Consider the following 23,904-nt stretch of genomic DNA (forward strand, 5'->3'; position numbering starts at 1 on the left):
TCACTGGGCGCCCTCCTCCGTGCTCACCTGCGTGCTCACCTGAGTGCTTTCCTGCCAGCGGTAGCCGCGCGGGGTCACCATGCGCCCCGCGATGTCCCGGGTCGCCGTATTGCCCACGGTCACGACCGTCATCATGTCGACCGTCGCCGGGTCGAGCGCGGCCAGCGTCGTCAGCCGGCTCGACTCGTCCGGCCGCGAGGCATTGCGTACGACACCGACGGGCGTCGTCGGCTCCCGGTGCCCGGCGAGGATCGCGAGCGCCTTGGGCAGCTGCCAGTCGCGGCCCCGGGAGCGCGGGTTGTAGAAGGTGACCACGATGTCCGCCTCGGCCGCCGCCCGCACCCGCCGCTCGATGACCTCCCACGGCGTGTGCAGGTCGGACAGGCTGATCGACACGTGGTCGTGGCCCAGCGGCGCGCCCAGGATCGCCCCGGCGGCCAGCGCCGCCGTCACACCCGGCACACCGACCACGTCGATGTCGTCGGACGCCTCGGCGAGCGCGGGGGAGGCCATGGCGTACACGCCCGCGTCCCCGCTGCCGATCAGCGCCACCGCATGACCCTTGCGGGCCTCGGCGACCGCCGTGCGGGCCCGCTCCTCCTCCGCGCCGAGCCCCGACTCCAGCACCCGGGTGCCGGGCCGCAGCAGGTCACGGATCTGGTCGACGTACTGGTCGAGCCCCACCAGCACGGACGCCCGCCGCAGCTCCGCCGCCGCGCGCGGGGTGAGCAGGTCCCGGGCGCCGGGACCGAGCCCGACCACCGCGAGCCGCCCGCGCCCGGGGCGTCGTACGACGGCACAGGTCGCCATGGCCGGCTGCCCGTCGGCACGCTCGGACTTCCGCTTGGGCACGAGGAGTTCACCGCCGCGCACCAGCGCCGCCGCCTCGGCGACGGAGGGGGTGCCGACGGCCGCGAGCGGAGCGTTCGACGGGTTGGGCACCCGCACGGCTGCCAGCTCCTCCGCCGGGTACGTCACCAGCGGCACCCCCAGCCGCTCGGCGGCCGCGATGATGCCGGGCTCCTCGGACTTGGCGTCCACGGTGGCGAGTTCGGCCACCGACTTCGGCGAGAGCCCCGCCTCCCGCAGCACGTCCTCGACCAGCCCGAGCACTTCCTCGACCGGCGCACCCTTGGACGCGCCGACCCCGACCACCAGGGACGGCGGCCGCAGCAGCACCTCCCGCTCGCCCGGTTCGACGGCGCGGTCCGTGAGCCGGACGGTGTACGACCCCTGCGGCGAGGTCGGCAGCGGGGGCAGCGGCCACGGCACCTCGGCCTCCAGGGCGACCGGTTCGCCGTCCAGCAGAGCCCGGGACACCGTGGCGACCGAGCCCTCGAACGGGAACCCGAGGGTGTCCAGACCCGGCAGCCCCACGGCGTCCGTCGCCGTCGTCACCACCGGCTCCGCGCCCAGCAACGCGCCCACCTCACGGGCGAGTTCGTTGGCCCCGCCGCCGTGCCCGCCGACCAGCGACACCGCGAAGCGGCCGCCCTCGTCCACGCACACCACACCCGGGTCCGCCGCCTTGTCGCCGAGCAGCGGCGCGAGCAGCCGTACCGTCGCGCCCGTCGCCAGGAAGCACACCAGCTGCTCGCACTCCGCGAACGCGGCCCGGACGGCCTCCCCGACAGGGCCGTCGTACACCCGCGTACGGTCCGGCCAGGCCGCGGCCAGCCGGTCCTGCGCGACCTTTCCGGCCGCCGTGGTGGAAATGAGTCCGATCACCGGGTGCCCCCGAATGGTGACTGGTAGAGTCGCGAATCGCTGAGCGAGAACCAAGCCAGCACAGCAGTAACCTCCAACAACTTCATAAACCGGGCTGGTTTCAACCCGGCTGGTGCCGATCGCGTCAGACTCGGCGGCTCATGGAGTCGACGAGCAGCGTGAGCCAGGAATCGCCCCCGTTCGCGGGGGCGAGGATTCAATGAGCAACTCCTTCTCTGGTTGCCGGCGCTCTGACGCCCCACAGCAGGAAAACGGGATTGGTCGCCGCGAGCCGGGTCACGTCACCCGGCAGCGGCGCCAGCCGCGACGACTGCAACAGCACCCCGTCGCAGGCGAACCCGGCACTCGTCAACGCCTCGCGCGCCGCCGGTACCCGGTCAAGGGCTGCCATGGCCACAACAACAGTGCGCCGCGCCCGCCGCGCGCACGCGCCGACGATGGCAGGCAGCTCGCGCCCGCCGCCGCCCACGAACACCGCGTCGGGATCGTCGAGTCCGTCCAGCGCGTCCGGCGCCGAGCCGTGCACCACGCGGACGTCGACACCGTGCGCCCGCGCGTTGGCGTGGATCCGCTCGACCCCGTCCGGGGTCTTCTCGACGGCCACGACGGCCGCACCGAGCCGCGCGCACTCCACGGCCACCGAACCCGAACCCGCGCCGACGTCCCACACCAGGTCGCCCAGGCGCGGCCCGAGCCGGGCCAGCGCCAGCGCCCGCACCTCGAACTTGGTGATCATCGAGTCGCGGTGCGCGAAGTCGCTCTCGTCCAGCGCCCACCGGTCCGGCCGCGCGGGCACCCCGGCGACCGTGCGCAGCCCGCCCAGCGCCCGGGTCTCGTCCAGGCACAGCACCACGCTCACCGCCGTACCCCAGTCCCGTGCCGCGGCCTCGGCGGGCGTCACCCGCTCCACCCGCTCGCGCTCCGGATCGCCGAGCGCGCTCGCCACGACGAGGACCCGGCCGTCGCCGAGCGCGGCGCCCAGCTCGGCGGGCCCGGCCCCCGGTCCGGTCAGCACGGCCACCTTGGGGCACGCCCGGCACACGTTGACGGCCGTGCGCAGGTCGCGCCCGTGCGCGCTCACCACGACCGCGTCGTCCCACGGCAGCCCGATCCGCGCGAACGCCGTCGCCACCGACGACACCCCGGGCCGCACGTCCAGCAGCCCGGCCCCGAACCGCTCGGCCAGCGCCCGCACGATCCCGAAGAACCCAGGATCCCCGGAGGCCAGCACGACCACCGGCAGCTCCTTGCCGACGTACTCCGCGATCGTCTCCAGGGCGGGCGCCAGCGGCCCGAGCACGATCCGCTCCGTGCCCTCGGGCAGCCGTGCGGCGTCCAGATGGCGCCGCCCGCCGACGACCAGGGCGGCACCGGCGAGGACGTCCGCGGGAACCGGCGCCCCCGTCCCCGTACCGACGACCGTGATCAACTGTTCGCACCCCGCTCGCGCAGCGCCCGCCGCGCCTCGGGGTCCGCCTTGCGGTACCCGTGGAAGTGGCCCGGGTGGTACAGGTGCGAACGGGTCCCGTGGGCGTCCAGCGCCGGGCCGACCAGGAAGAGCGTGTGCTTCCAGAGCTTGTGCTCCTTGACCGTCTCCTCCAGCGTGCCGATCGTGCACTTCACGACCAGCTCCTCCGGCCAGGTCGCCTGGTAGGCGATGACCACGGGGGTGTCCGTCGGGTAGCCGCCCTCCAGCAGCTCCCGCACCAACTGGCCGCTGCGCGCCGCCGACAGGAAGATCGCCATCGTGGTGCCGTGCCGGGCGAACTCGCGCACCTCCTCGCCGGGCGGCATCGGCGTCTTGCCGCCGCCCAGCCGGGTCAGCACCACGGACTGGGCGACCTCCGGGATGGTCAGCTCGCGCTGCGCGAGGGCGGCGACGGCGGAGAAGGACGAGACGCCCGGCACGATCTCGGTCTCGATCCCGATCTCTGCGCACCGGTCCAGCTGCTCCTGCGTGCCGCCCCACAGCGCCGGGTCGCCGGAGTGGATCCGCGCGACCTTCAGGCCCTCGGCCAGGGCCCGCCGGTAGACGGCCACGACGTCCTCCAGGGACATGGTCGCCGAGTCCAGGATCTCCGCGTCCGCGCGCGCGTGCTCCAGCACCTCCGCCTGGACCAGGCTCGCCGCCCAGATCACCACGTCGGCCTCGGCGATCGCGCGTGCGGCGCGGAACGTCAGCAGGTCGGCGGCGCCGGGGCCGGCACCGACGAACGTCACCTTGCCGGTGGGGGCATCGGCCATGGGAAGGGGTCCTCTCGTGCGGAAGTGCGAGTCGAAATCGGGGGATATGTCAGAGTCTGGGAGCATGTGGAAGGCGCCGGATGTGCGCGAAGGCTCCTCCATCGGATAGCAAGGGCCTATGGCGGTCTTTGTCGCGCTCGGCGCGTTCCTGATGACGCTGGCCGGCGGCTGGACGGCACAGCGCGTGACCGACCGTCGCCACCTGGTCCTGGGTCTGGCCGGCGGTCTGATGCTGGGCGTGGTCGGCCTGGACCTGCTGCCGGAGGCGCTGCACGCCGCCGACCGCGAGATCTTCGGCGTACCCGCGGCCCTGCTGCTGTTCGTGGCCGGCTTCCTGCTGGCCCACCTGGTGGAGCGCACGCTGGCCGCGCGCCAGGCGGCACACGGGGGCGACGAGCACAACCACCGCGCCCCCGAGGTGGGCCTGACGGCGGCCGCCGCGATGGTCGGCCACAGCGCGATGGACGGTGTGGCGATCGGCGCGGCCTTCCAGGTGGGCGGCGGCATGGGTGCCTCCGTCGCGCTCGCCGTGATCGCGCACGACTTCGCCGACGGCTTCAACACCTTCACGATCACGAGCCTGTACGGCAACGCGCGGCGCCGGGCGATAGGCATGCTCGTCGCCGACGCGTTCGCACCCGTGGTGGGCGCGCTGTCGACCGCGTTCTTCCACATCCCCGAACCGCTGCTCGGCGGCTATCTCGGCCTCTTCGGCGGCGTGCTGCTCTATCTCGCCGCAGCCGAGATCCTCCCCGAGGCCCACCATGAGCACCCCGCCCGCTCCACCCTGCTGTGCACGGTGGCCGGCGCGGCCTTCATCTGGCTGGTGGTCGGCATCTCCGGCGGCTGACCGCAGCGGCCTCACAGCTTCCCGCCCCGCCCGCCGTCCCGCCGCGGTGGAGCGATCAGCGTCGACAGGTACGGCAGCGGCTCCCCGTCCAGCTCCGCGGCCGACCGCACCGACTCCTGAGGCAGCCCGAGCGCCGAGCCCCACACGGCGTCCCCGATCCGCCCGGTCTCCCGCAGCACCTCGGCGACCTCGGCGGCCTGCCGCCCGAACTTGTACGCCACGACGGTCCCCGGCCCGGCCAGCGCCTCCTTGAGCACCGCCGAGCCCGCCGTCACCGGCACCAGCGTCAGCGGCTCGGTGCCCTCGGTCAGCACGGCCCCGGACCTGGCCGCCAGATCCTGCATGGCGGTGATCCCGGGCACGGTCTCCACCACGACACCCGGCACCAGTTCCGTGATCGTCTGCGCGAGATACGTGAACGTCGAGTACACGTTCGGATCCCCGATGGTGGCGAAGGCGACGGACCCGCGCCGCCGCAGCAGCTCGGCGACCTTCTCGCCCGCCGCGTCCCAGGCGGCCTCCCGCCGCGCCCGGTCGGTCCGCTCGTTGAGCGCGAACACCACCCGGACGACCTTCTCCGCGGGCACGTAGTGCAACACGGTCGCCTCGGCCCGACCCCGTTCCCCGGTGTCCATGACCGGTACGACGACGACGTCCGCCGCGCGCAGCGCGTTGACTCCCTTGACGGTCACCAGCTCCGGGTCACCGGGACCGACCCCGACACCGACCAGCCTGCTGCTCATGACGTCCGGCACCTCTCCACGAACCTACGGGCCACACCGGGCTCGGACGCCCAGTGCGTGTGCAGATAACTCGCGTGCACGCCCTGCTGTACGAAACCTTCGACCCGCCGTACCGGGGTGCGCACACCCCAGGCGGGAGCGGGCCCCGCCCCGGGCTCGACGACCGTGCGGTGGAACTCGTGCCCCCGCATCCGCGTCCCCGCGACGGCCAGCACACTGTCCCCGACGGCCACCGCGTCCCGGTACCCCAGAGTGAGCCGTTCACTCATCTGCGCGGTGGCGTCAAGCACCCCGCACATGGGTTTCCCGTCCAACTCCCGGCACAGATACAGCAGCCCGGCACATTCGGCGGCGACAGGACCACCGCTGAGAGCCAGCTCGGCGACGGCCTTGCGCAGCGGCTCGTTGGCGGACAACTCGGCGGCGTACACCTCGGGGAAGCCACCGCCGATCACCAAGCCGGCAGTGCCCTCGGGCAGTTGCTCGTCCCGAAGCGGATCGAAGGTGACGACTTCGGCTCCGGCTGCGGTGAGCAGCTCGGTGTGCTCTGCGTAGGAGAAGGTGAACGCCTCACCACCGGCAACCGCGACGATGGGCGCTCGCTTCTCAGCCGACCGAGTCGGGTGGGGGGTGGGCACAGGTTCGGGGGTCCAGGGGGCGGAGCCCCCTGGCAATGGACCGGCGGAACGTGCCAACGCCTCCAGCGCGACCAAGTCGCAACCTCGAGCCACTTGCGCCGCCATAGCCCCGACGGAGTCGACCGCAGCCAAGTGCCGCTCGGCAACCGGCACCAACCCCAGATGCCGAGAAGGCGTATCCACCTGAGCAGCCCGCCGCAGCACACCCAGCACCGGCACCCCGGCCGAATCCAGCGCGTCCCGCAGCAGCTCCTCATGCCGGTCGGAGCCCACCTTGTTCAGGATCACGCCCCCGACCCGCACCTCCGGATCCCAGGAAGCGAACCCGTGCACCAGCGCCGCCACCGACCGCGACTGCGACGACGCGTCCACGACCAGCACCACCGGCGCCCGCAGCAACTTGGCGACATGAGCCGTGGACGCGAGTTCCCCCTCGCCCGCGGCCCCGTCGTACAGCCCCATCACACCCTCGACGACCGCGAGGTCACAGCCGGACGCCCCGTGCAGGAACAGCGGAGCGACCAGCTCAGGGCCGCACAGGTAGGCATCGAGGTTGCGCCCCACACGCCCGGTCGCGAGCGCGTGATACCCGGGGTCGATGTAGTCGGGCCCGACCTTGTGCCCGGACACGGCGAGCCCCCGCGCGGCGAACGCGGCCATCAGCCCCGTGGCGACGGTGGTCTTGCCGCTGCCGGACGACGGCGCGGCAATGACCAGCCGGGGAACGGAACTCACCACTCGATGCCCTTCTGGCCCTTCTGCCCCGCGTCCATGGGGTGCTTGACCTTGGACATGTCGGTGACGAGGTCGGCGAAGTCCACCAGCTTCTCGGGCGCGTTACGACCGGTGATCACGACATGCTGGGTACCCGGCCGGTTCCGCAGGACGTCCACGACCTCGTCCGTGTCCACCCACCCCCAGTGCATCGGATAGGCGAACTCGTCCAGCACGTACAGCCGGTACGTCTCGGCCGCCAGGTCCCGCTTGACCTGCTCCCAGCCCTCCCGGGCCTTCTCCTCGTTGTCCATCTGGGCGTCCCGCTGGACCCAGGACCAGCCCTCGCCCATCTTGTGCCAGTCGACGGTGCCGCCCTCGCCGGAGGCACCGAGCACGCGCAGCGCGTTCTCCTCGCCGACCTTCCACTTCGCCGACTTGACGAACTGGAACACCCCGATCGGCCACCCCTGGTTCCACGCGCGCAGCGCGAGCCCGAAGGCGGCGGTCGACTTGCCCTTGCCGATGCCCGTGTGGACCACGACCAGCGGACGGTTGCGGCGCTGACGAGTCGTCAGCCCGTCGTCCGGCACCACACTCGGCTGTCCCTGCGGCATTACGCGGCCCTCCTCGAAGTCCCGTGCGTCCCCTGCACATCCCTGACAAGACCGGCGATCGAGTCGGCCCGCAGCTCGTCCAGCGTGACGGCCGTACCGCCCAGCTCACCCGCGAGCTGCCCGGCGAGCCCGAGCCGCACCGGCCCCGACTCGCAGTCCACGACCACCGAGGCGACACCCTCGGCCGCGAACAGCCGCGCCGCCCGGCCCGCCAGCGCGACCGGCTCCGGGCCGCCGGTGGCCCGCCCGTCGGTGACCACCACGACCAGCGCCCGCCGTGCCGGATCCCGCAGCCGCTCCACCCGCAGCACCTCGTGCGCCTTGAGCAGCCCGGCCGCCAGCGGCGTACGGCCGCCCGTCGGCAGCGACTCCAGCCGGGCCGCAGCGGCGTCCACCGACGAGGTCGGCGGCAGGGCGACATCGGCCGCGGCGCCCCGGAAGGTCACCAGGCCCACCTTGTCCCGCCGCTGGTAGGCGTCCAGCAGCAGGGACAGCACCGCACCCTTCACGGCGCTCATCCGCTGCCGTGCCGCCATCGACCCGGACGCGTCGACCACGAACAGCACGAGGTTCCCCTCGCGCCCCTCCCGCGTCGCCTGCCGCAGATCGTCCCGGCGCAGCACCAGCCCGGGCCCGGACCGCCCACGCGCACGCTGATGCGGGGCCGCGGCCAGCACGGTCGCCGCCAGGTGCAGCTTGGTGAGCGTCCCGCGCGGCCGCCGGGCCCCGGTGGTCCGCCCGTGCTCGGTCCGCGCGCGCGAGCGCCGCCCGGCGGCACCCTCGCCGATCCCGGGCACGCTCAGCGCCTTCGTACGGAACGGCTCGGCGGCCCGTACGGCCTGCTGCTCCTGTGCGCCGGAGGCCTGCGGCTGCCCGGTTTCCCCGGCCTCGGGCCGCGCGGCGGTGTCGCCGCCGCCCTGCGGACCGCCGTCGGACTGCGGCGGCTGCCCACCGCCCCCACCGGGACCATCGGGGTCGGGATCGGGGTCCTCGTCGTCCGAACCGCCGAACTCCTCCAGGGTCTCGTCCAGCTTGTCCTCGTCAAGACCCGGCGCGTCGAACGGATTGCGCCGGCGCCGGTGCGGCAGCGCCAGCAGCGCCGCCTGCCGCACGTCCTCGGCGAGCACGTCCGTCCGCCCGGCCCAGGCGGCCAGCGCGGTCGCCGTACGCGCCATCACGATGTCGGCACGCATGCCGTCCACCTCGAAGGCCGCGCAGGTCGCCGCGATCTGCCGCAGCGCCCCGTCGCCCAGCCGCACCTGCGGCAGCAGCTCGCGCGCGGCCACGATCCGGGCCCGTACGGCGGCCTCCTCGTCGGCCCATCGCGCGGCGAAGAGCGCCGGGTCGTCGTCGTAGGCGAGCCGCCGCCGTACGACCTCCACCCGCTGGTCGGGCTCCCGCGAGGCCGCGACCTCCACGGTCAGCCCGAACCGGTCGAGCAGCTGCGGCCGCAGCTCGCCCTCTTCCGGGTTCATGGTGCCGACGAGCAGGAACCGGGCCGCGTGCCGCACCGAGACGCCCTCGCGCTCGACGTAGGACGCGCCCATCGCCGCCGCGTCCAGCAGCAGGTCGACCAGGTGGTCGTGGAGCAGGTTGACCTCGTCGACGTAGAGGATCCCGCGGTGCGCGTCGGCCAGCAGGCCCGGCTCGAACGCCTTCACGCCCTCCGCCAGCGCCCGCTCGATGTCCAGCGCGCCCACCAGCCGGTCCTCGGAGGCGCCGACGGGCAGCTCGACCATCCGCGCGGGCCGCGCCGCACCGGGCCCGGCCTCGTGCGGCCCGTCCGGGCAGGACGGGTCGGGCGCCGCCGGGCCACAGGAGAAACGGCACCCGGGGACCACGGACACCTGAGGCAGCAGCGCCGAAAGGGCCCGTACGGCCGTCGACTTGGCGGTGCCCTTCTCGCCGCGCACCAGCACACCGCCGACCGCCGGCGACACGGCGTTCAGCAGCAGCGCGAGCCGCAGGTCGTCCTGGCCGACGACGGCCGTGAACGGAAACGGGGTACTCACTTCTCGTCGCCCTCCAAGTCGCCTTCCAGCTCCAGGTAGGTGGCGCGCAGCCGCTCCAGCGTGTCCGCGTCCGGCTCCGCCCACAGCCCGCGGTCGGCCGCCTCAAGGAGCCGCTCGGTGATCCCGCGCAGCGCCCACGGGTTGGACTTCTTCATGAAGTCCCGGTTCTCCGGGTCGAAGACGTACTCCGCGCTGAGCTTCTCGTACATCCAGTCGTCGACCACGCCCGCCGTCGCGTCGTAGCCGAACAGGTAGTCCACGGTCGCCGCCATCTCGAAGGCGCCCTTGTAGCCGTGCCGGCGCATCGCCGCCATCCAGCGCGGGTTGACCACCCGCGCGCGGAAGACGCGGTGCGTCTCCTCGCCGAGCGTGCGGGTCTTCACCTGGTCGGGTACGGCGCTGTCACCCACGTAGGCCTCGGGGTTGACGCCGGTCAGGTGGCGGACCATGGCGACCATGCCGCCGTGGTACTGGAAGTAGTCGTCGGCGTCGACCAGGTCGTGCTCGCGGGTGTCGACGTTCTTCGCGGCGACCGCGATCCGCTTGAACGCGGTCTCCATGTCCCCGCGCGCCGCCCGCCCGTCGAGCCCGCGCCCGTACGCGTACCCGCCCCACACCGCGTACACCTCGGCGAGGTCGGCGTCGGAGCGCCAGTTGCGGGCGTCGATCAGCGGCAGCAGACCGGCGCCGTACGCGCCCGGCTTGGAGCCGAAGACACGGGCCGTCGCGCGCCGCCGGTCACCGTGCTCGGCGGTGTCCTCGTCGGCGTGCGCCCTCACGAAGTTCTGTCCGGCGGGCTCGTCCAGCTCGGCCACCGCCCGCACCGCGTCGTCGATCAGCCCGACCACATGCGGGAACGCGTCCCGGAAAAAGCCGGAGATACGGACCGTGACGTCGATGCGCGGCCGGCCCAGCTCCGCCAGGGGAATCACCTCGAACCCCGTCACCCGGCGCGAGGCCTCGTCCCAGACCGGGCGGCAGCCCAGCAGCGCCAGGATCTCGGCGATGTCGTCACCCTGGGTGCGCATCGCCGACGTGCCCCAGACCGTGAGGCCGACGGACTTCGGGTACTCACCCGTGTCCTGCAGATACCGCTGCACCAGCGAGTCGGCGAGCGACTGGCCGACCTCCCAGCTCAGCCGGGAGGGAATGGCCTTGGGGTCGACCGAGTAGAAGTTCCGGCCGGTCGGCAGCACGTTGACCAGACCGCGGGTGGGGGAGCCGGAGGGACCCGCCGGCACGTAACCGCCGTCCAGCGCCCGGAGGATGTGGCCGATCTCGTCGGTCGTGCGGGCGAGCCGGGGTACCACCTCGGTGCACGCGAACTCCAGCACCGCGACCGCGTCCGGGAGTTCGGTGCCCAGGACCTCACGGACCAGCGGCACGCTCTCGGCGACCGCCCAGTCACGGGCCTCCATGCCCTCCGCGATCCGCCGGCACAGCTGCTCCAGCAGGTCGATCGCGTCGGCGGCCGTACGGGAGGGCCCCTCCACCAGATCCGTCAGCTCCACCGGCACCTTCACCGGCGCGCCCGGCTCGGCCAGCAACTCCTTCTCGACCAGCCCGAAGTACTCGGCCAGCGAGGCCCGCAGCCCCGGCAGCGCGTTCGCCTGGCCGCCCCACACCTGCGAGGCGCGCAGCACGGCGAGGACCAGGTTCACGCGCGGCTCGCCGACCGGCCCGCCGCCCAGGATGTGCAGCCCGTCCCGGATCTGCACGTCCTTGATCTCGCACAGATAGCCGTCGATGTGCATGACGAACTGGTCGAAGTCGTCGCCCTCCGGCTGCTCGTCCACATGCAGGTCGTGGTGCAGCTCGGCCGCCTTGACCAGCGTCCAGATCTGGGCGCGGACGGCAGGTGCCTTCGCCGGGTCCAGGTCGGAGACGAGCGCGTACTCGTCGAGCAGCTGCTCCAGCTTGGCCAGGTCGCCGTAGGTGTCGGCACGCGCCATCGGCGGCACCAGGTGGTCGACCACCGTGGCGTGCCCGCGCCGCTTGGCCTGCGTGCCCTCGCCGGGGTCGTTGACGATGAACGGATAGATGAGGGGCAGCTCGCCGAGGACGGCGTCCGGGGCGCAACCGGCGCTCAGCCCCAGGCCCTTGCCCGGCAGCCACTCCATCGTGCCGTGCTTGCCCATGTGCACGATCGCGTCGGCGCCGAAGCTGTTGTCGAGCCAGCGGTAGGCCGCCATGTAGTGGTGCGACGGCGGCATGTCGGGGTCGTGGTAGATCGCGATCGGGTTCTCGCCGAAGCCGCGCGGCGGCTGGATCATCACGACGACGTTCCCGAACTGCAGGGACGCGAGCACGATCTCGTCCCCGTCGACGTACAGGCTGCCCGGCGGCTCGCCCCACGCCTCCAGCATCGCGTCCCGCAGCTCCGGGTCGAGCTGGTCGAACCACGCCCGGTAGTCGGCGAGCGGCACCCGTGCGGGCGCGGCGGCCAGCTGCTCCTCGGTGAGCCACTCGACGTCGTGCCCGCCGGCCTCGATCAGCCGGTGGATCAACTCGTCGCCGTTGTCCGGGTACGCGGTGAGCCCGTACCCGGCCTCCTTCAGGGCGTCCAGGACGCGTACCGCCGACGCGGGCGTGTCCAGGCCCACCGCGTTGCCGACCCGGGAGTGCTTGGTCGGGTAGGCGGTGAAGACCAGCGCGATCTTCTTGTCCGCGTTCGGCTTGTGCTTCAACTGCGCGTGCCGTACGGCGATCCCGGCCACCCGCGACGCCCGCTCGGGGTCGGCCACGTACACCGGGACCTCGTCCGGTCCCTGTTCCTTGAAGGAGAACGGCACCGTGACGAGGCGGCCGTCGAATTCCGGGATCGCGACCTGCATCGCCGCGTCCATGGGGGAGAGCGCGGCGTCCGACTCGTCCCAGGCGGCCCGCGAGGAGGTGAGGCACAGGCCCTGGAGCACCGGGACGTTCAGGTCGGCGAGCGCCCCGATGTCCCAGGACTCCTCGTCGCCGCCCGCCGAGGCCTGCGAGGCATGCGTACCGCCGGCCGCCAGGACGGTGGCGACCAGGGCGTCGGCCTGCCCCAGCAGCTCGTACAGCCCGGCGTCCGCGCCGCGCAGCGAACCGCAGTACACGGGCAGGGCGTTGGCGCCCCGCGCCTCGATCGCCTCGCACAGCGTGTCCACGAAGGCGGTGTTGCCGCTCAGTTCGTGCGCCCGGTAGAAGAGGACGCCCACGGTGGGCCGGCCGTCCCGGATCTCGTACGAGCCGTGCACGCCGTACTCGGGCATCTTCCGCGGCTCTTCGAAGCCCTCGCCGGTCAGCAGCACGGTGTCGGACAGGAACCGGGCCAGCTCGGTCAGGTTCGCGGGCCCGCCCTCGACCAGGTACTTCAGGGCCTCCGCCACCACGCCCGCCGGTACGGACGACTCGGCCATCAGCTCGGCGTCCGGCACGGCCTCGCCGCCCAGCAGCACGGTCGGCACGCCGGACGCCCGCAGCGCGGCCAGCCCGTCCTCCCAGGCACGCTTGCCGCCCAGCAGCCGTACGACGGCGATGTCCGCGCCCTCGACGAGGCCCGGCAGCTCCTCGGCGACGTCCACCCGGGTCGGGTTCCCGATCCGGTAGCCGGCGCCGGAGGCCCGGGCCGCCAGCAGATCGGTGTCGGCGGTGGACAACAACAACACTGTGCTCATGCGGGCGCTCCCGGTGGAATGAAAGGCAGTCCTTGCGGCGCGCCCGACTCGATGAGCCGCCAGAGCGCGTCCGTGTCCGCGTGCTGTTCGATCAGGTCGCCGAGCCGGTCGAGCTGCTCCTCGCGCAGCGCGGCGAACGAGGTGTCGGGGGCCGGTACGAAGCGGCGCCCCGCGGCGGCCGCCACCTCGCGCAGGAAGGCCCGCCGGAAACCGTCCGACTCCAGCGAGCCGTGCCAGTGCGTGCCCCAGGTCTGACCGACCCGGCAGCCGTCCAAGAAGGCTTCCCCGCCCTCTATGGAGGCGACCCCGTGATGGATCTCGTACCCCTCGACCCGCTCGCCGAGGGCTTTCCCGACCGGCCGGGTGAGGGTCTTCTCGCGGGCGAACCGCACCCGCACGGGCAGCAGGCCGAGTCCGGGAACGGCGCCGGCGCGCGACTCGACCTCGTCCTCGATGTGCTCGCCGAGCACCTGGAAGCCGCCGCAGATACCGAGAATCGGGCGCTGCTCGGCGGCCCTGCGCACCAGTGCGTCCGCGAGGCCCCGCTCCCGCAGCCACTCCAGCGCCCGTACGGTCCCGCGCGTGCCCGGGACCACGACCAGGTCCGCGTCCGCCAGCTCCTCCGGCCGGTCCACGAACCGCACCACGACGCCCGGTTCGGCGGCCAGCGCGTCCACGTCCGTGAAGTTGGACATGAGCGGGACCGCGCAGACGGCGACCCGCAGCACGTCCTCGCCGACGGGCGGGGCGGTGTTCGACTCCCGCACGGTCCCGCGCAGGGAGACCCTCCCCCACGCTCGGCTTCGCTCGCGCGGGGGGACCCCCATCCCGTCCTCCTCGTCGATGCCGAGCCCGTGCCGGAACGGCAGCACGCCGTAGGTGTGCCGCCCGGTGAGCCCGTGCAGCATGTCCAACCCCGGCTCCAGCAGGCTGACATCCCCGCGGAACTTGTTCACCAGGAACCCGGCGACCAGCTCCTGGTCCTCCTGGGACAGCAGCGCGACGGTCCCGAAGAAGGAGGCGAACACGCCTCCGCGGTCGATGTCGCCCACCACCAGCACGGGCAGCCGCGCGTTCCGCGCGATCCCCATGTTCACGATGTCGGTGCGCCGCAGATTGATCTCCGCGGGCGAACCGGCCCCCTCACAGATCACCGCGTCATACGTGCCCCGCAACTCGGCCAGACAGTCCAGCACCGTGCCGAGCAGCTGCTGTTGGCGCCCCCCGTGCAGCCTTTTCCCGGGGGACGCCCCCCCAGACCCCCCGAAGAAGCCGCGCGCGCTCAGCTCGCCCACCGGCTTGCCGAGCAGCACCACCTGACTGCTCTGCTCGCCACCGGGCTTGAGCAGCACGGGGTTCATCAGCGCGGTCGGCTCGACACGGCAGGCCTGGGCCTGCATGGCCTGGGCCCGCCCGATCTCGGCACCCTCCCGGGTCACGAACGAGTTGAGGGACATGTTCTGCGCCTTGAAGGGCGCGACCTTGACGCCCTGGCGCACCAGCCACCGGCAGATCCCGGCCGTCACGACGCTCTTGCCGGCGTCGGAGGTGGTGCCGGCGACGAGCAGACCACCGTTCACTTGCCACGTCCCTTCACGAGTCGGCGCGCGGCGACCGTGACGCCGAGCGCGAGCAGGCCGACCCGGCGGGAGAGCCGTACGGCCCGGTCGATGTCGGTGACCCGGACCGCCCGGCCGGTGTCCCCGCCCAGTACGGGCCGGTGTTCGACGCGTCCGCCGTAGGAGAGCGTCCCGCCCAGCCGGACACCGAGGGCACCCGCGAACGAGGCCTCGACGGGCCCGGCGTTGGGACTCGGGTGCTTGCGGGCGTCCGCCCGCCAGGCACGCACCGCGCCGCGGGGGTCCGGTCCGGCCGCGGCGGCGAGTACGGCGGTCAGCCGCGCCCCCGGCCACCCGACGACGTCGTCGAGCCGGGCGGAAGCCCAGCCGTAGCGCCGGAAGCGGGCCGACTTGTGCCCCACCATCGCGTCCAGGGTGTTGACGGCCCGGAACCCCAGCAGCCCCGGCACCCCGCCCACCGCACCCCACACCAGCGCACCCACCACGGCGTCGGAGGTGTTCTCGGCGACGGACTCCACGACCGCTCGGGCGATCCCGTCGGCGTCGAGGGCCTGCGGATCCCGCCCGCACAGATGCGGCAGGCGCGCCCGGGCCGCCTCGACGTCCCCGGCCTCCAGCGCGCGCCCGACGGTCCGCGCCTCCCGGGCGAGCGAAGTACCCCCGACCACGGCCCAGGTGGCGGCGGCGGTCAGCGCGACGGAAGCGACGGGGGAGCGGCGCACTGCCCGCTCGGCCACGGCCCCCAGCGCGACGGCGCCTCCGGCGCACACGGCGGTGTGCAGCGCACCCCAGCCGCGGTGGTCGTGCCACAGCGCGCGTTCCACGGCGGCGGCAGCCCGCCCGAACGCGGCGACCGGATGCCCGCGGCGCGGATCGCCGAGGACCAGGTCGCCGACGAGGCCGGCGGCGGCGCCGTACGCGTAGAAGCGATCGGCACCCATCGGCTCAGCCGGCCGTCGGGGCAGGCAGGGCCTGGTTACTGAACCTCAATCGGCAGCCGCGCATGGCGATATGTCCTCACTCAGGGTGTCCACGCCCTGGTTCGACGAGACCGGCGGTGAGAGTTCCTGGCTCCCGGGGATTTCTTCCCCGGTGACAGTGGCGGGACCGCGCCGGATTCGCACCGGCTTCCTCTCCTGCCGCCGTACATGGCCCGGGCAGTCCACCACGCGCCCGGAAGGGCCGTCAACTTGCCTTTGACCTGGGAAGCCGGACTGTGCTGAGGCCCACATCGCCGGCCCGCCGGGCGGCGCCGAGCGACCGGGTTGCGGTGAATTCCGCTCCCTCGGACGGCATGCGGGGATCCCGCTCGCGCTCACGGACCGTGATCGCCTGCAAGAGCGTCCAGGCCGCGGCGGACACACGTCCGCCCTGTCGCTCCGACTGAATCGGTGCCGACAGGGCGGACGATGAGGATTTACGCGTCAGGGCTTCGCCACGATCAGATAGATCCCGTACGCCACCGCGGCCGCACAAGCCGCGAAGCACACGTACGCACCGGTCACGGCCAGCGCCGCGGACCCACCCTGCGCCGTGGCCTTCTCGCGGCGCGACAGGCCGTTGACGCCGAGGGTGAACAGGGCCACCAGGCCCACCGTGAACGCGAGGCTGACGCCGAAGACGGAGCCGAGAGCCGCCCAGTCGATCTTCATGGGGATGCTTCCTTCAGTTTCCGGGCGGTCAGACTGCGGCGGCCGGCGGAGTCGCCGGAGCCGGTTCGGTGGTGGCCTGGGCCGGGATCGTGACCGACAGGTCCTCGGCGACGATGCCCGCGGGCGGCGGGGTCACCGCGGCGATGGCGGTGGTCACCACGCCGGCCGGCTCCTCCGTGTCGTCGACGACGTTGGTGTGGTCGACGACCTCGCGGCGGGAGATCTTCCAGATCGCGGCGCTGGCGCCGACCAGGAAGACGGCGACGGCCGCGGTGCCCCAGTCACCCAGGTCCATGACGGACTCGGCGCCCGCGCCGACCAGCGCGGCGGCCGGCAGGGTCAGCGCCCAGGCGATGAACATGCGGGTCGCGGTGGACCAGCGGACCACACCGCCCTTGCGGCCCAGACCCGCACCCATCACCGAGCCGGAGACGACGTGGGTGGTGGAGAGGGAGAAGCCGAGGTGCGAGGAGGCCAGGATGGCCGTGGCCGCGCTGGTCTGGGCGGCGAAGCCCTGTTGCGGCTCGAGGTCGGTCAGGCCCTTGCCCATGGTGCGGATGATCCGCCAGCCGCCGATGTAGGTGCCGAGCGCGATCGCCAGACCCGCGGAGAGGATGACCCAGATGGGAGGGTTGGAGCCGGGGGCGATGGCGCCGCCCGCGATCAGCGCGAGGGTGATGATGCCCATCGTCTTCTGCGCGTCGTTGGTGCCGTGGGCGAGGGAGACCAGACCGGCGGAGGCGATCTGACCGGCGCGGTAGCCCTTGCGGGTGGCCTCGCCGTCGGCGTTCTTGCCGATGCCGTAGGAGAAGCGGGTGGCCAGCATCGCGGCGAGACCCGCGACGATCGGCGCGGCGACCGCCGGGAGCAGCACCTTGGTGACGAGCACGTCACTGTGGACGGCACCGAAGCCCGCGGAGGCGACGGTGGCGCCGATCAGGCCGCCCATCAGGGCGTGCGAGGAGCTGGACGGCAGTCCCACCAGCCAGGTCATCAGGTTCCAGAGGATCGCGCCGACCAGGGCGGCGAATATGACCTCGGGACGGATGCCGTTCTCATCGACAAGGCCCTTGGAGATCGTGTTGGCGACCTCCACGGAGAGGAAAGCGCCTACAAGGTTGAGGGCGGCGGACATGGCCACCGCCACCTTGGGCTTGAGCGCACCGGTCGAGATGGTCGTGGCCATCGCGTTGGCGGTGTCGTGGAAACCGTTCGTGAAATCGAACGCGAGTGCGGTTACCACCACAATCGCGAGGATCAGCGAGAAGTTTTCCATTTACCCAGGCAATCGTTCGAGGTCATTGGCTGTTGGACCGTAGGCAACCTGGGTGAACGGAAGGTGAACTGAGGCAGGCGTCAGGGTGTCGTCAAAGGATGGCTGGGATGTCGTTCGAGTCCGACACCCCAGGCGCCCCTTGGCTACCAACCCCGCGCGAAGGCCTGCAGCAGGCTCGGCGGCCCGTTGAAGAGATTCTGGTCACCCGGCAGACCGCCCTCGGTGCCGAACTGCCAGAAGGTCCAGTGTGTCCAGCCGCCCGGCAGTTCTCCCGGGTCCGACGTGCCGTGCCGGGCGATCCACAGGGGGTGGTCCCCGGCGAAGGCGCGGCTGTCGCCGGTGCAGGCCTGCCACCAGTGGGCGGTGGTGTAGATGACCGGACGCCGGCCGGTCTCCCGCTCGACCTCGTCGCTGAAGGAGCGGATCCAGTCGACCATCCGCGTCCGGTCCAGCCCGTAGCACTCGTGCTTGTCGTCGTACGGGTTGTACTCGATGTCGAGCGCGGGCGGCAGCGTCCAGCCGTCCGCCCGCCAGTCCCCGCCGTGCTGCACGAAGTACGCGGCCTGCTCGGCGCCCGAGGAGCGGTCCGGCCGCGCGAAGTGGTACGCGCCCCGGATCAGGCCCGCCTGGCGCGCGCCCTCGTACTGCCGGTCGAAGTAGGGGTTCTGGTAGGTCGTGGACTCGGTCGCCTTGATGTAGGTGAACCGTGCGCCGTCCGACCGGGCGGCGGGGAAGTCGACGTGCTGCTGGTGGGACGACACGTCGTGGCCTCTGAGCGGGCCCACGGCGGACGCCGGTGACCCGGCGGCCGCGGCCTGGGTGCCCGTGAGGGCGAGCGCCGCGGTGGCGGCCGCGAGAACGCCCGCGCGGCGGCGGGAGCGGGAGGCGGTGCGAGCACGAGGCATGTGTCCCCCTGGAGTGGCGGTGGAACGTCGTCCAGCGAGCAGGAAAGATCCGAGCAAGAAAGATCCCAGTAAGAAAGATCCGGGTATGAAAGATCATTGAATGCCTGATGATCACTTAAAACATGATGATTTCGGGTGTTTCGCGGCGGCCTTCACTCGTTCGGCGGTACGGGTTCCGGCCCGAAGCACGCCGACGGGCCGCTCCGAGCCGGGCCGGCTGGCAGGATCGCGGCATGGCTGAACAGCGGCGGGAAGCGGAGCGGGAAGCGGAAGCGGCGCACGTCTGGGAGGCGCTGGTCGCCACGGCCCGCCGGACGGTGGCCGACGGACTGGTCGTCGGCACCTCGGGAAACGTCTCGGCACGCGTCGGGGGCGTCGTGCTGGTCACCCCTTCGGGCGTGCCCTACGACCGGCTGACCCCGGACGACATCACCGGCGTCGATCTCGACGGGCGCCAGGTGCTCGGCACGCTCGTGCCGACCAGCGAACTGCCCATGCACCTCGCCGTCTACCGCACCACCGACGCCCGGGCCGTCGTCCACACCCACGCCGTGCACGCCACGGCCGTCTCCACCCTCGTGACCGAGCTGCCGCCGATCCACTACATGGCCGGCGCCCTCGGCGGCCGCGTGCGTGTCGCCCGCTACGCGACCTACGGCACCGACGAGCTGGCCGCGAACATGCTCGACGCCCTCGCCGACCGCTCCGGCTGCCTGCTGCAGAACCACGGCACGATCACCTACGGCACCACCCTCGACCAGGCCTACGACCGCACCGCCCAGCTGGAGTGGATGTGCCGCCTGTGGCTGACGGCATCGTCGGTGCCGGGCCTGACGCCCTCCCTGCTGACGGACATACAGATGGAGGAGGCCGGCACACGTTTGAAGGGCTACGGCCAACGCAGCTGACCTTGGGCGCCTGGGCGCCTGGGCGCCTGGGCGCCTGGGCGCCTGGGCGCCTGGGCGCCTGGGCGCTTGGCCGCTTGGTCGTCTGGTCGTCTGGTCGTCTGGTCGTCTGGTCGTCTGGTCGTCTGGTCGTCTGGTCGTCTGGTCGTCTGGTCGTCTGGCCTTCTGACCGCCAGCCGCAGCGGCCGGGCTCGGCCTGCACCGGCTCGGCTTGGCCGGGCTCAGCCTGCACCGGCTTGGCCAGGCTCGGCTCGCACCTGCTTGGCCTGCACCGGCTCGGCTTGGCCCGCACCTGCCCGCACCGGCCCGGCTTGGCCCGGCCCGCATCGGCCCGGCTCGGATCATCGGTTCTCTCCGCCGCAGCGACGCTCGGCCACGGTGCGCTCTTCCGCAACGGCGCACCTGCCCGGCCCGGCTTGGCCCGCACCGGCCCGGCTTGGCCCGGCCCGCACCTGCCCTGCCTGCACCGGCCCGGCTCGGCTCGGCCTCGGCTCGGCTCGGCCCGCACCGGCCCGGCGCATCGGTTCTCTCCGCCGCAGCGACGCTCGGGCACGGCGCGCTCTTCCGCAACGGCGCACCCGCCCGGCCCGGCCCGCACCGGCCTGGCCCGGCCCGGCCCGGCTCGGCTCGGCTCGGCTTGGCCCGCACCTGCCCGGCCCATTGGTTTTCTCCGCCACAGCGACGCTCGGGCACGGCGCGCTCTTCCGCAACGGCGCTAGCCCCAGCGCACGCCTCTGGCTGTGCCGCGCCCTCCCGCACCCCGCCGGATCTCGGCTCTCCCGCATCCCGGCCCGCCTCACCCCCCGCATCCCGGCCCGCCTCACCCCGCCGGATCCTGGCTCCCTCACCCCGCCGGATCCTGGCCCCCTCACCGTTCCGCTGGCCCGTATCGGGAACCCGCACGACACTGGAAGCCGTGGGCACCGTCAGAGCGACCGCCGCCGCACTCACCGCGGTCCTGGCCGCCGGCGCGGCCTCCGTGGCCGCCGGGCGGCTTGCCAGTGACGCCGCGCTGAAGGCGCCGCCCGGCCGCCCGCTGCCCACCGAACCCCGGCTCACCGTGCACGGCACGGCCGCGGGACAGATCACCCTCACCCGCGACCTGGCCTCACTGCGCCCCGGCACCTACGGCCTGGCCGGCGACGGGTCGCACGCGGTCGTCGGTCCCGTCCTGGCGACGGCCGCGCACACAGCCGACACCGTCGTACGCCGCCTCGTGCGCGTCACGCACGGCACCCTCGCCGCCGGCGACGCCGTGTGGCTCACCCCGAACGTGCACGTCGGCAACCCGGACACGGCCCTCGGGCTCGACCATGCCGACATCGACGTGCCCGGCGAACTCGGGGCCCTGCCCGCCTGGTTCGTGCCCGGCTACCGGGACACCTGGGTGATCGCCGTGCACGGCCTGGGCACCACCCGCGAGCACGCCATGAATGTCATGGAGTTCCTGCACAGCCGCCGGCTGCCGATCCTCGCGCTCGCCTACCGCGGCGACCTCGGCGCCCCACGCCCGCCGGACGGCCTGGGCCACCTCGGCGAGACCGAGTGGCGCGATGTGGACGCCGCGATCCGCTACGCCGTCCGCTACGGCGCCCGCCGGGTCATCCTCCTCGGCTGGTCCACCGGCGCCACCATGGCCCTGCGCGCCGCCGAGCACTCCGTCGTGCGCGAGCGCGTCGCCGGTCTGGTCCTCGACTCGCCGGTGCTCAGCTGGCCGGCCACCCTGCGCGCCCTCGCCCAGGCCCGCCACACCCCCGAACCCCTGCTGCCGCTCGCCGTGTGGGCCGCGCAGGGCCGGGCCGGTCTCAACGCCGACGGGGCGGGGGAGACCGCCGATCCCGCGCTGCTCGACGTGCCGACCCTGATCGTCCACGGCCCGGACGACACGGTCGCCCCGTGGGAGTACTCCCGGCGCCTGGCCGCCCGCCGCCCCGACCGCGTCGCCCTGCACACCGTGCCGCAGGCTCCGCACGGTGCGATGTGGAACGCGGACCCGAAGGAGTACGAGGAGCGTCTGCGCCGGTTCCTGACCCCGCTGATGTGAGGCCCCCGGCTCCGCCGGAGCAAGTCGGAAGCCCCGGTTCCAGGCGTTCCGTTTAAGGTCGAACGACTGGCCTGATCATGTCTCCTCGCCCGCCAGCACCCCCGGTGCGTTGGCCAGCCCCGTCGCCCCCCGTGACATTCCGTTTGGGTTTTCGGACCGTCAACCGGAAGACTGCACCCGTGACGTCCCGTATCCCGCGCGACTCCAGGCTTCGACTTGTCCGACCGCGACCCCTGGCCGCCGCCCCCAGAGCTGTGAACCAGCGGCGCCCACGCCGCCCCGCACCCCGGCCGCCGGAGGGCACCCCGGCCCCCGCTGAACTGGCCAGAATGGCGCGCACCGGACTGGGCGGTGCGGTCCGCGTCGCCCGCTGGGCCGACTCCGCTCTCGGCCCCGGCCGCGACGCCGCCACCGCCGACGGCAAGGCCACCCTCTCCGACATCAGCGCCGAACGCGCTGCCGCCGACCTCGCCCTGAGCGCCACTCAGATCCGCGCCGACTGGGACACCGCCCGCCTCGCCGGACTCGTCGAGGTGCACGGGGACAGCGCGCGCCCCGGCTGGCGTCTGCGCGCCTGGGACCGCGACGACAGTGCCGTGCTGCGCGGCTGGGTCGCCCTCTTCGACGCCTGGTCGCTGGCCAGCCCGGAACCCGCGGACCACGAACCGGCCGCCGTCGCCGAGGTCGTCTCGGCCATGCCCCAGGTGCTCTCCTTCCTCCAGCTGTCCGCCGGTCCCGTCCCGGTCGAGCAGCTCCTCGACCTGCTCCAGCAGCGGGTCACCGAACTGCGCACCGAGCGCTGCGAGATTCCCTACGAGCCCGGCTCCGCAGAGCCCGAAGGGCCCCTGAGCCCGGCCGAACCCGCACCGGCCGAACCCGGACCGGTCGGGGACACCCCGCTCGCCCCCCTCCTCGACTGGGCCCTCCAGGCCCTCGCCGCCGTCGGCGCCCTGACCTACGGCGGCGGCCAGGCCACGCTCACCCCGCTGGGCAGCTGGGCGGTCTGGGTCAAGCTGGAGCAGATCTGCGTGGCCGCGCAGAGCCCCGCCGGCAACATCGAGCAGGCGGCCGAGGACATGCTCCGCGGCTGCGCCCAGCTCCGCCCCAACGCGGCCCGCGCCGAGTACCGCGCCTGGCTCGCCGCCCGCCCCGTCGGCAGCGCCGTCACCGAGCTGCTGGGCGCCGCCCGTGGCGAGGACGCCCTGCTGCGCGGCCTCGCCTTCGAGGCGCTGCGCGTCGTAGGCGCCCCCGCCGAGCCCGACGTACGCGCGGTGCTGGACGACCCGGCCCTGCGGCCGTACGCCCTGCTGTGGCTCGCCGAGCACGACGGCGTCGACCCGGAGGACGCCCACGAGGTCCTCACCCGTGAGGAGGCCACCTGGCTGTGGGTCGACACCGCCGCCGCCGTCGCCGACCACGGCGAGACGGAGATGCTGGTACGGCATCTGGAGGCCGCCGTGCAGCCCACCGTCCCCACGCTGCTGGACGAGGTCCGCGCCGTCGGTCACCCGCGCACCGTGCAGGTCCTGGTCGCGCTCGCCGCCGCCCACCCCGACCCCGCCCTGGCCAAGGCCGTGCGCCGGGCCGCGTTCCAGGTGCACACCGGCGGATAGGCCTTTCGGCGGGCTGCGGGACCGGTCCGCTCAGCCGCCGATCTCGGGGGCGTACGTCCCGAAGCTCCAGATGTTGCCCTCGGCGTCCCGGGCCATGTAGTCCCGCGAGCCGTAGTCCTGGTCCGTCGGGGGCATCAGGATCTCCACGCCGTGCTCCACGGCCTGCTGGTGGTGGGCGTCGACGTCGTCCACGACCACGTACACCCCCGCGGGCCCGGCGTCCTTCATCGCCGTGTCGAAGAGGCCGCCGCGGCCCTTGGAGCCGACCATCACCGCGCCGTTGCCCTGGACCAGCTCGGCGTGCATCACCGAGCCGTCCTCCGTCTCGTACACCGACAGCTCGGTGAAGCCGAAGGCCTCCGTGAGCTGCCTGATCGCCGCCTTCGCGTCCGCGTACAACAGCGTCGGACAGATGCTCGGCCGTCCGCCTGTGCCTGCCATGCCGATCACTCCTTCGTGCGTCGGTCGGGTGTCCGGTCCTCACATCGAGTCTTGCAGTCGCCACTGACAACGCCTCAGCGGAAGGTGTCGCACCGGGACGGGTCCGTGTGGTGCATGTCACGGCATCGCCCCTCGGGCAACAGCCCCTGGACAGCGGCCCGAACACACGGACGTAGAAAAACCGCTTGCACGGCCCCGTTAGACTTGGCCCATGGCCATTCTCCTCGCGCATTAGACGGCGGGAACGTCCTCAGCCGCCCACCGCCCAATCCCGTACGCCCAGGAGTCTGTC

General features: G+C 73.2%; 18 protein-coding genes and 1 riboswitch. Of the genes, 4 read left to right on the plus strand and 14 right to left on the minus strand.

The features are described from left to right. The 3 genes from cobJ to cobM form a co-directional block, all read right to left on the minus strand. Positions 1-1,728 carry a precorrin-3B C(17)-methyltransferase gene (gene cobJ, locus ACFY3C_RS15785; RefSeq protein WP_390771101.1) on the minus strand — a complete coding sequence of 576 codons (1,728 nt, stop codon included), beginning with the start codon at positions 1,726-1,728 and terminating at the stop codon, positions 1-3. Positions 1,729-1,924: 196 nt separating this feature from the next. After that, on the minus strand, positions 1,925-3,157 hold the full coding sequence (cbiE, locus tag ACFY3C_RS15790; RefSeq protein WP_390771102.1) for a precorrin-6y C5,15-methyltransferase (decarboxylating) subunit CbiE: 1,233 nt from the start codon (positions 3,155-3,157) through the stop codon (positions 1,925-1,927). Further along, a complete protein-coding gene (gene cobM / locus ACFY3C_RS15795; protein WP_389185235.1) occupies positions 3,154-3,972 on the minus strand; it encodes a precorrin-4 C(11)-methyltransferase in 819 nt (272 codons plus the stop codon). Before cobM ends, cbiE begins: the two co-directional genes overlap by 4 nt. Positions 3,973-4,090: 118 nt before the next feature. On the opposite strand from cobM, the gene ACFY3C_RS15800 reads away from it, so the two are divergent. After that, entirely contained in the window at positions 4,091-4,822 is a 732-nt protein-coding gene (locus ACFY3C_RS15800) for a ZIP family metal transporter (RefSeq protein ID WP_386573956.1), read from the plus strand. Between the two features lie 11 nt (positions 4,823-4,833). Here the strand turns inward: ACFY3C_RS15800 and cobI are convergent, their stop codons facing one another. The 10 genes from cobI to ACFY3C_RS15850 all read right to left on the minus strand — a co-directional run bounded on the left by cobI (position 4,834) and on the right by ACFY3C_RS15850 (position 18,609). After that, positions 4,834-5,565 carry a precorrin-2 C(20)-methyltransferase gene (cobI, locus tag ACFY3C_RS15805; protein WP_390771103.1) on the minus strand — a complete coding sequence of 244 codons (732 nt, stop codon included), beginning with the start codon at positions 5,563-5,565 and terminating at the stop codon, positions 4,834-4,836. Beyond that, a complete protein-coding gene (locus tag ACFY3C_RS15810) occupies positions 5,562-6,941 on the minus strand; it encodes a cobyrinate a,c-diamide synthase (RefSeq protein ID WP_386573954.1) in 1,380 nt (459 codons plus the stop codon). The genes cobI and ACFY3C_RS15810 overlap by 4 nt, the downstream gene beginning before the upstream one ends. After that, a complete protein-coding gene (gene cobO, locus ACFY3C_RS15815; protein WP_097255411.1) occupies positions 6,935-7,534 on the minus strand; it encodes a cob(I)yrinic acid a,c-diamide adenosyltransferase in 600 nt (199 codons plus the stop codon). The genes ACFY3C_RS15810 and cobO overlap by 7 nt, the downstream gene beginning before the upstream one ends. Then, positions 7,534-9,546 (minus strand): putative cobaltochelatase, encoded by a 2,013-nt coding sequence (locus ACFY3C_RS15820; RefSeq protein WP_390771104.1) that lies wholly within the window; start codon positions 9,544-9,546, stop codon positions 7,534-7,536. The genes cobO and ACFY3C_RS15820 overlap by 1 nt, the downstream gene beginning before the upstream one ends. Next, the gene (cobN, locus tag ACFY3C_RS15825) at positions 9,543-13,196 is read right to left on the minus strand and encodes a cobaltochelatase subunit CobN (protein ID WP_390771105.1); all 3,654 of its coding nucleotides are present in this window, start codon (positions 13,194-13,196) and stop codon (positions 9,543-9,545) included. Before cobN ends, ACFY3C_RS15820 begins: the two co-directional genes overlap by 4 nt. After that, positions 13,193-14,776, minus strand: a complete 1,584-nt coding sequence (locus ACFY3C_RS15830; RefSeq protein WP_390771106.1) for a cobyric acid synthase — start codon at positions 14,774-14,776, stop codon at positions 13,193-13,195. The genes cobN and ACFY3C_RS15830 overlap by 4 nt, the downstream gene beginning before the upstream one ends. Further along, the gene (locus tag ACFY3C_RS15835; protein ID WP_390771107.1) at positions 14,773-15,717 is read right to left on the minus strand and encodes a cobalamin biosynthesis protein; all 945 of its coding nucleotides are present in this window, start codon (positions 15,715-15,717) and stop codon (positions 14,773-14,775) included. The genes ACFY3C_RS15830 and ACFY3C_RS15835 overlap by 4 nt, the downstream gene beginning before the upstream one ends. Positions 15,718-15,816: 99 nt before the next feature. Continuing rightward, a riboswitch (cobalamin riboswitch) is annotated at positions 15,817-15,959 on the minus strand. A 241-nt stretch (positions 15,960-16,200) separates the two neighbouring features. Then, positions 16,201-16,428, minus strand: coding sequence for a hypothetical protein (locus tag ACFY3C_RS15840; RefSeq protein WP_386573948.1), 228 nt, complete (start codon positions 16,426-16,428; stop codon positions 16,201-16,203). A gap of 28 nt (positions 16,429-16,456) precedes the next feature. Next, entirely contained in the window at positions 16,457-17,704 is a 1,248-nt protein-coding gene (locus ACFY3C_RS15845) for an anion permease (RefSeq protein ID WP_390771108.1), read from the minus strand. 143 nt (positions 17,705-17,847) lie between these two features. Continuing rightward, positions 17,848-18,609 (minus strand): lysozyme, encoded by a 762-nt coding sequence (locus tag ACFY3C_RS15850; protein ID WP_390771109.1) that lies wholly within the window; start codon positions 18,607-18,609, stop codon positions 17,848-17,850. Positions 18,610-18,842: 233 nt separating this feature from the next. Between ACFY3C_RS15850 and ACFY3C_RS15855 the strand changes: the two genes are divergently transcribed. From ACFY3C_RS15855 to ACFY3C_RS15865, 3 genes are all read left to right on the plus strand, one after another. Continuing rightward, complete coding sequence (locus tag ACFY3C_RS15855; protein WP_390771110.1) at positions 18,843-19,517, plus strand: class II aldolase/adducin family protein; 675 nt, start codon at positions 18,843-18,845, stop codon at positions 19,515-19,517. 913 nt (positions 19,518-20,430) lie between these two features. Further along, complete coding sequence (locus tag ACFY3C_RS15860; protein ID WP_390771111.1) at positions 20,431-21,558, plus strand: alpha/beta hydrolase; 1,128 nt, start codon at positions 20,431-20,433, stop codon at positions 21,556-21,558. A 329-nt stretch (positions 21,559-21,887) separates the two neighbouring features. Beyond that, positions 21,888-23,171 (plus strand): hypothetical protein, encoded by a 1,284-nt coding sequence (locus ACFY3C_RS15865; protein WP_386573941.1) that lies wholly within the window; start codon positions 21,888-21,890, stop codon positions 23,169-23,171. Positions 23,172-23,201: 30 nt separating this feature from the next. On the opposite strand, the gene ACFY3C_RS15870 is transcribed toward ACFY3C_RS15865, so the two are convergent. Further along, positions 23,202-23,612: a VOC family protein gene (locus tag ACFY3C_RS15870; protein ID WP_386573939.1), complete on the minus strand. Its 411-nt coding sequence runs from the start codon at positions 23,610-23,612 to the stop codon at positions 23,202-23,204. Positions 23,613-23,904 lie beyond the last annotated feature (292 nt).

Source organism: Streptomyces sp. NPDC001410 (genome assembly GCF_042895235.1).
Classification (GTDB): Bacteria; Actinomycetota; Actinomycetes; order Streptomycetales; family Streptomycetaceae; genus Streptomyces.

What these genes read in the sequence shown, in the direction of transcription:
- ACFY3C_RS15835 (WP_390771107.1), bottom strand. Translation starts at nt 15,717, where the DNA reads ATGGGTGCCGATCGCTTCTACGCGTACGGCGCCGCCGCCGGCCTCGTC.
- ACFY3C_RS15855 (WP_390771110.1), top strand. Translation starts at nt 18,843, where the DNA reads ATGGCTGAACAGCGGCGGGAAGCGGAGCGGGAAGCGGAAGCGGCGCAC.
- ACFY3C_RS15865 (WP_386573941.1), top strand. Translation starts at nt 21,888, where the DNA reads ATGGCGCGCACCGGACTGGGCGGTGCGGTCCGCGTCGCCCGCTGGGCC.
- cobM (WP_389185235.1), bottom strand. Translation starts at nt 3,972, where the DNA reads ATGGCCGATGCCCCCACCGGCAAGGTGACGTTCGTCGGTGCCGGCCCC.
- ACFY3C_RS15845 (WP_390771108.1), bottom strand. Translation starts at nt 17,704, where the DNA reads ATGGAAAACTTCTCGCTGATCCTCGCGATTGTGGTGGTAACCGCACTC.
- cobO (WP_097255411.1), bottom strand. Translation starts at nt 7,534, where the DNA reads ATGCCGCAGGGACAGCCGAGTGTGGTGCCGGACGACGGGCTGACGACT.
- ACFY3C_RS15800 (WP_386573956.1), top strand. Translation starts at nt 4,091, where the DNA reads ATGGCGGTCTTTGTCGCGCTCGGCGCGTTCCTGATGACGCTGGCCGGC.
- ACFY3C_RS15870 (WP_386573939.1), bottom strand. Translation starts at nt 23,612, where the DNA reads ATGGCAGGCACAGGCGGACGGCCGAGCATCTGTCCGACGCTGTTGTAC.
- ACFY3C_RS15840 (WP_386573948.1), bottom strand. Translation starts at nt 16,428, where the DNA reads ATGAAGATCGACTGGGCGGCTCTCGGCTCCGTCTTCGGCGTCAGCCTC.
- cobI (WP_390771103.1), bottom strand. Translation starts at nt 5,565, where the DNA reads ATGAGCAGCAGGCTGGTCGGTGTCGGGGTCGGTCCCGGTGACCCGGAG.
- cobN (WP_390771105.1), bottom strand. Translation starts at nt 13,196, where the DNA reads ATGAGCACAGTGTTGTTGTTGTCCACCGCCGACACCGATCTGCTGGCG.
- ACFY3C_RS15850 (WP_390771109.1), bottom strand. Translation starts at nt 18,609, where the DNA reads ATGCCTCGTGCTCGCACCGCCTCCCGCTCCCGCCGCCGCGCGGGCGTT.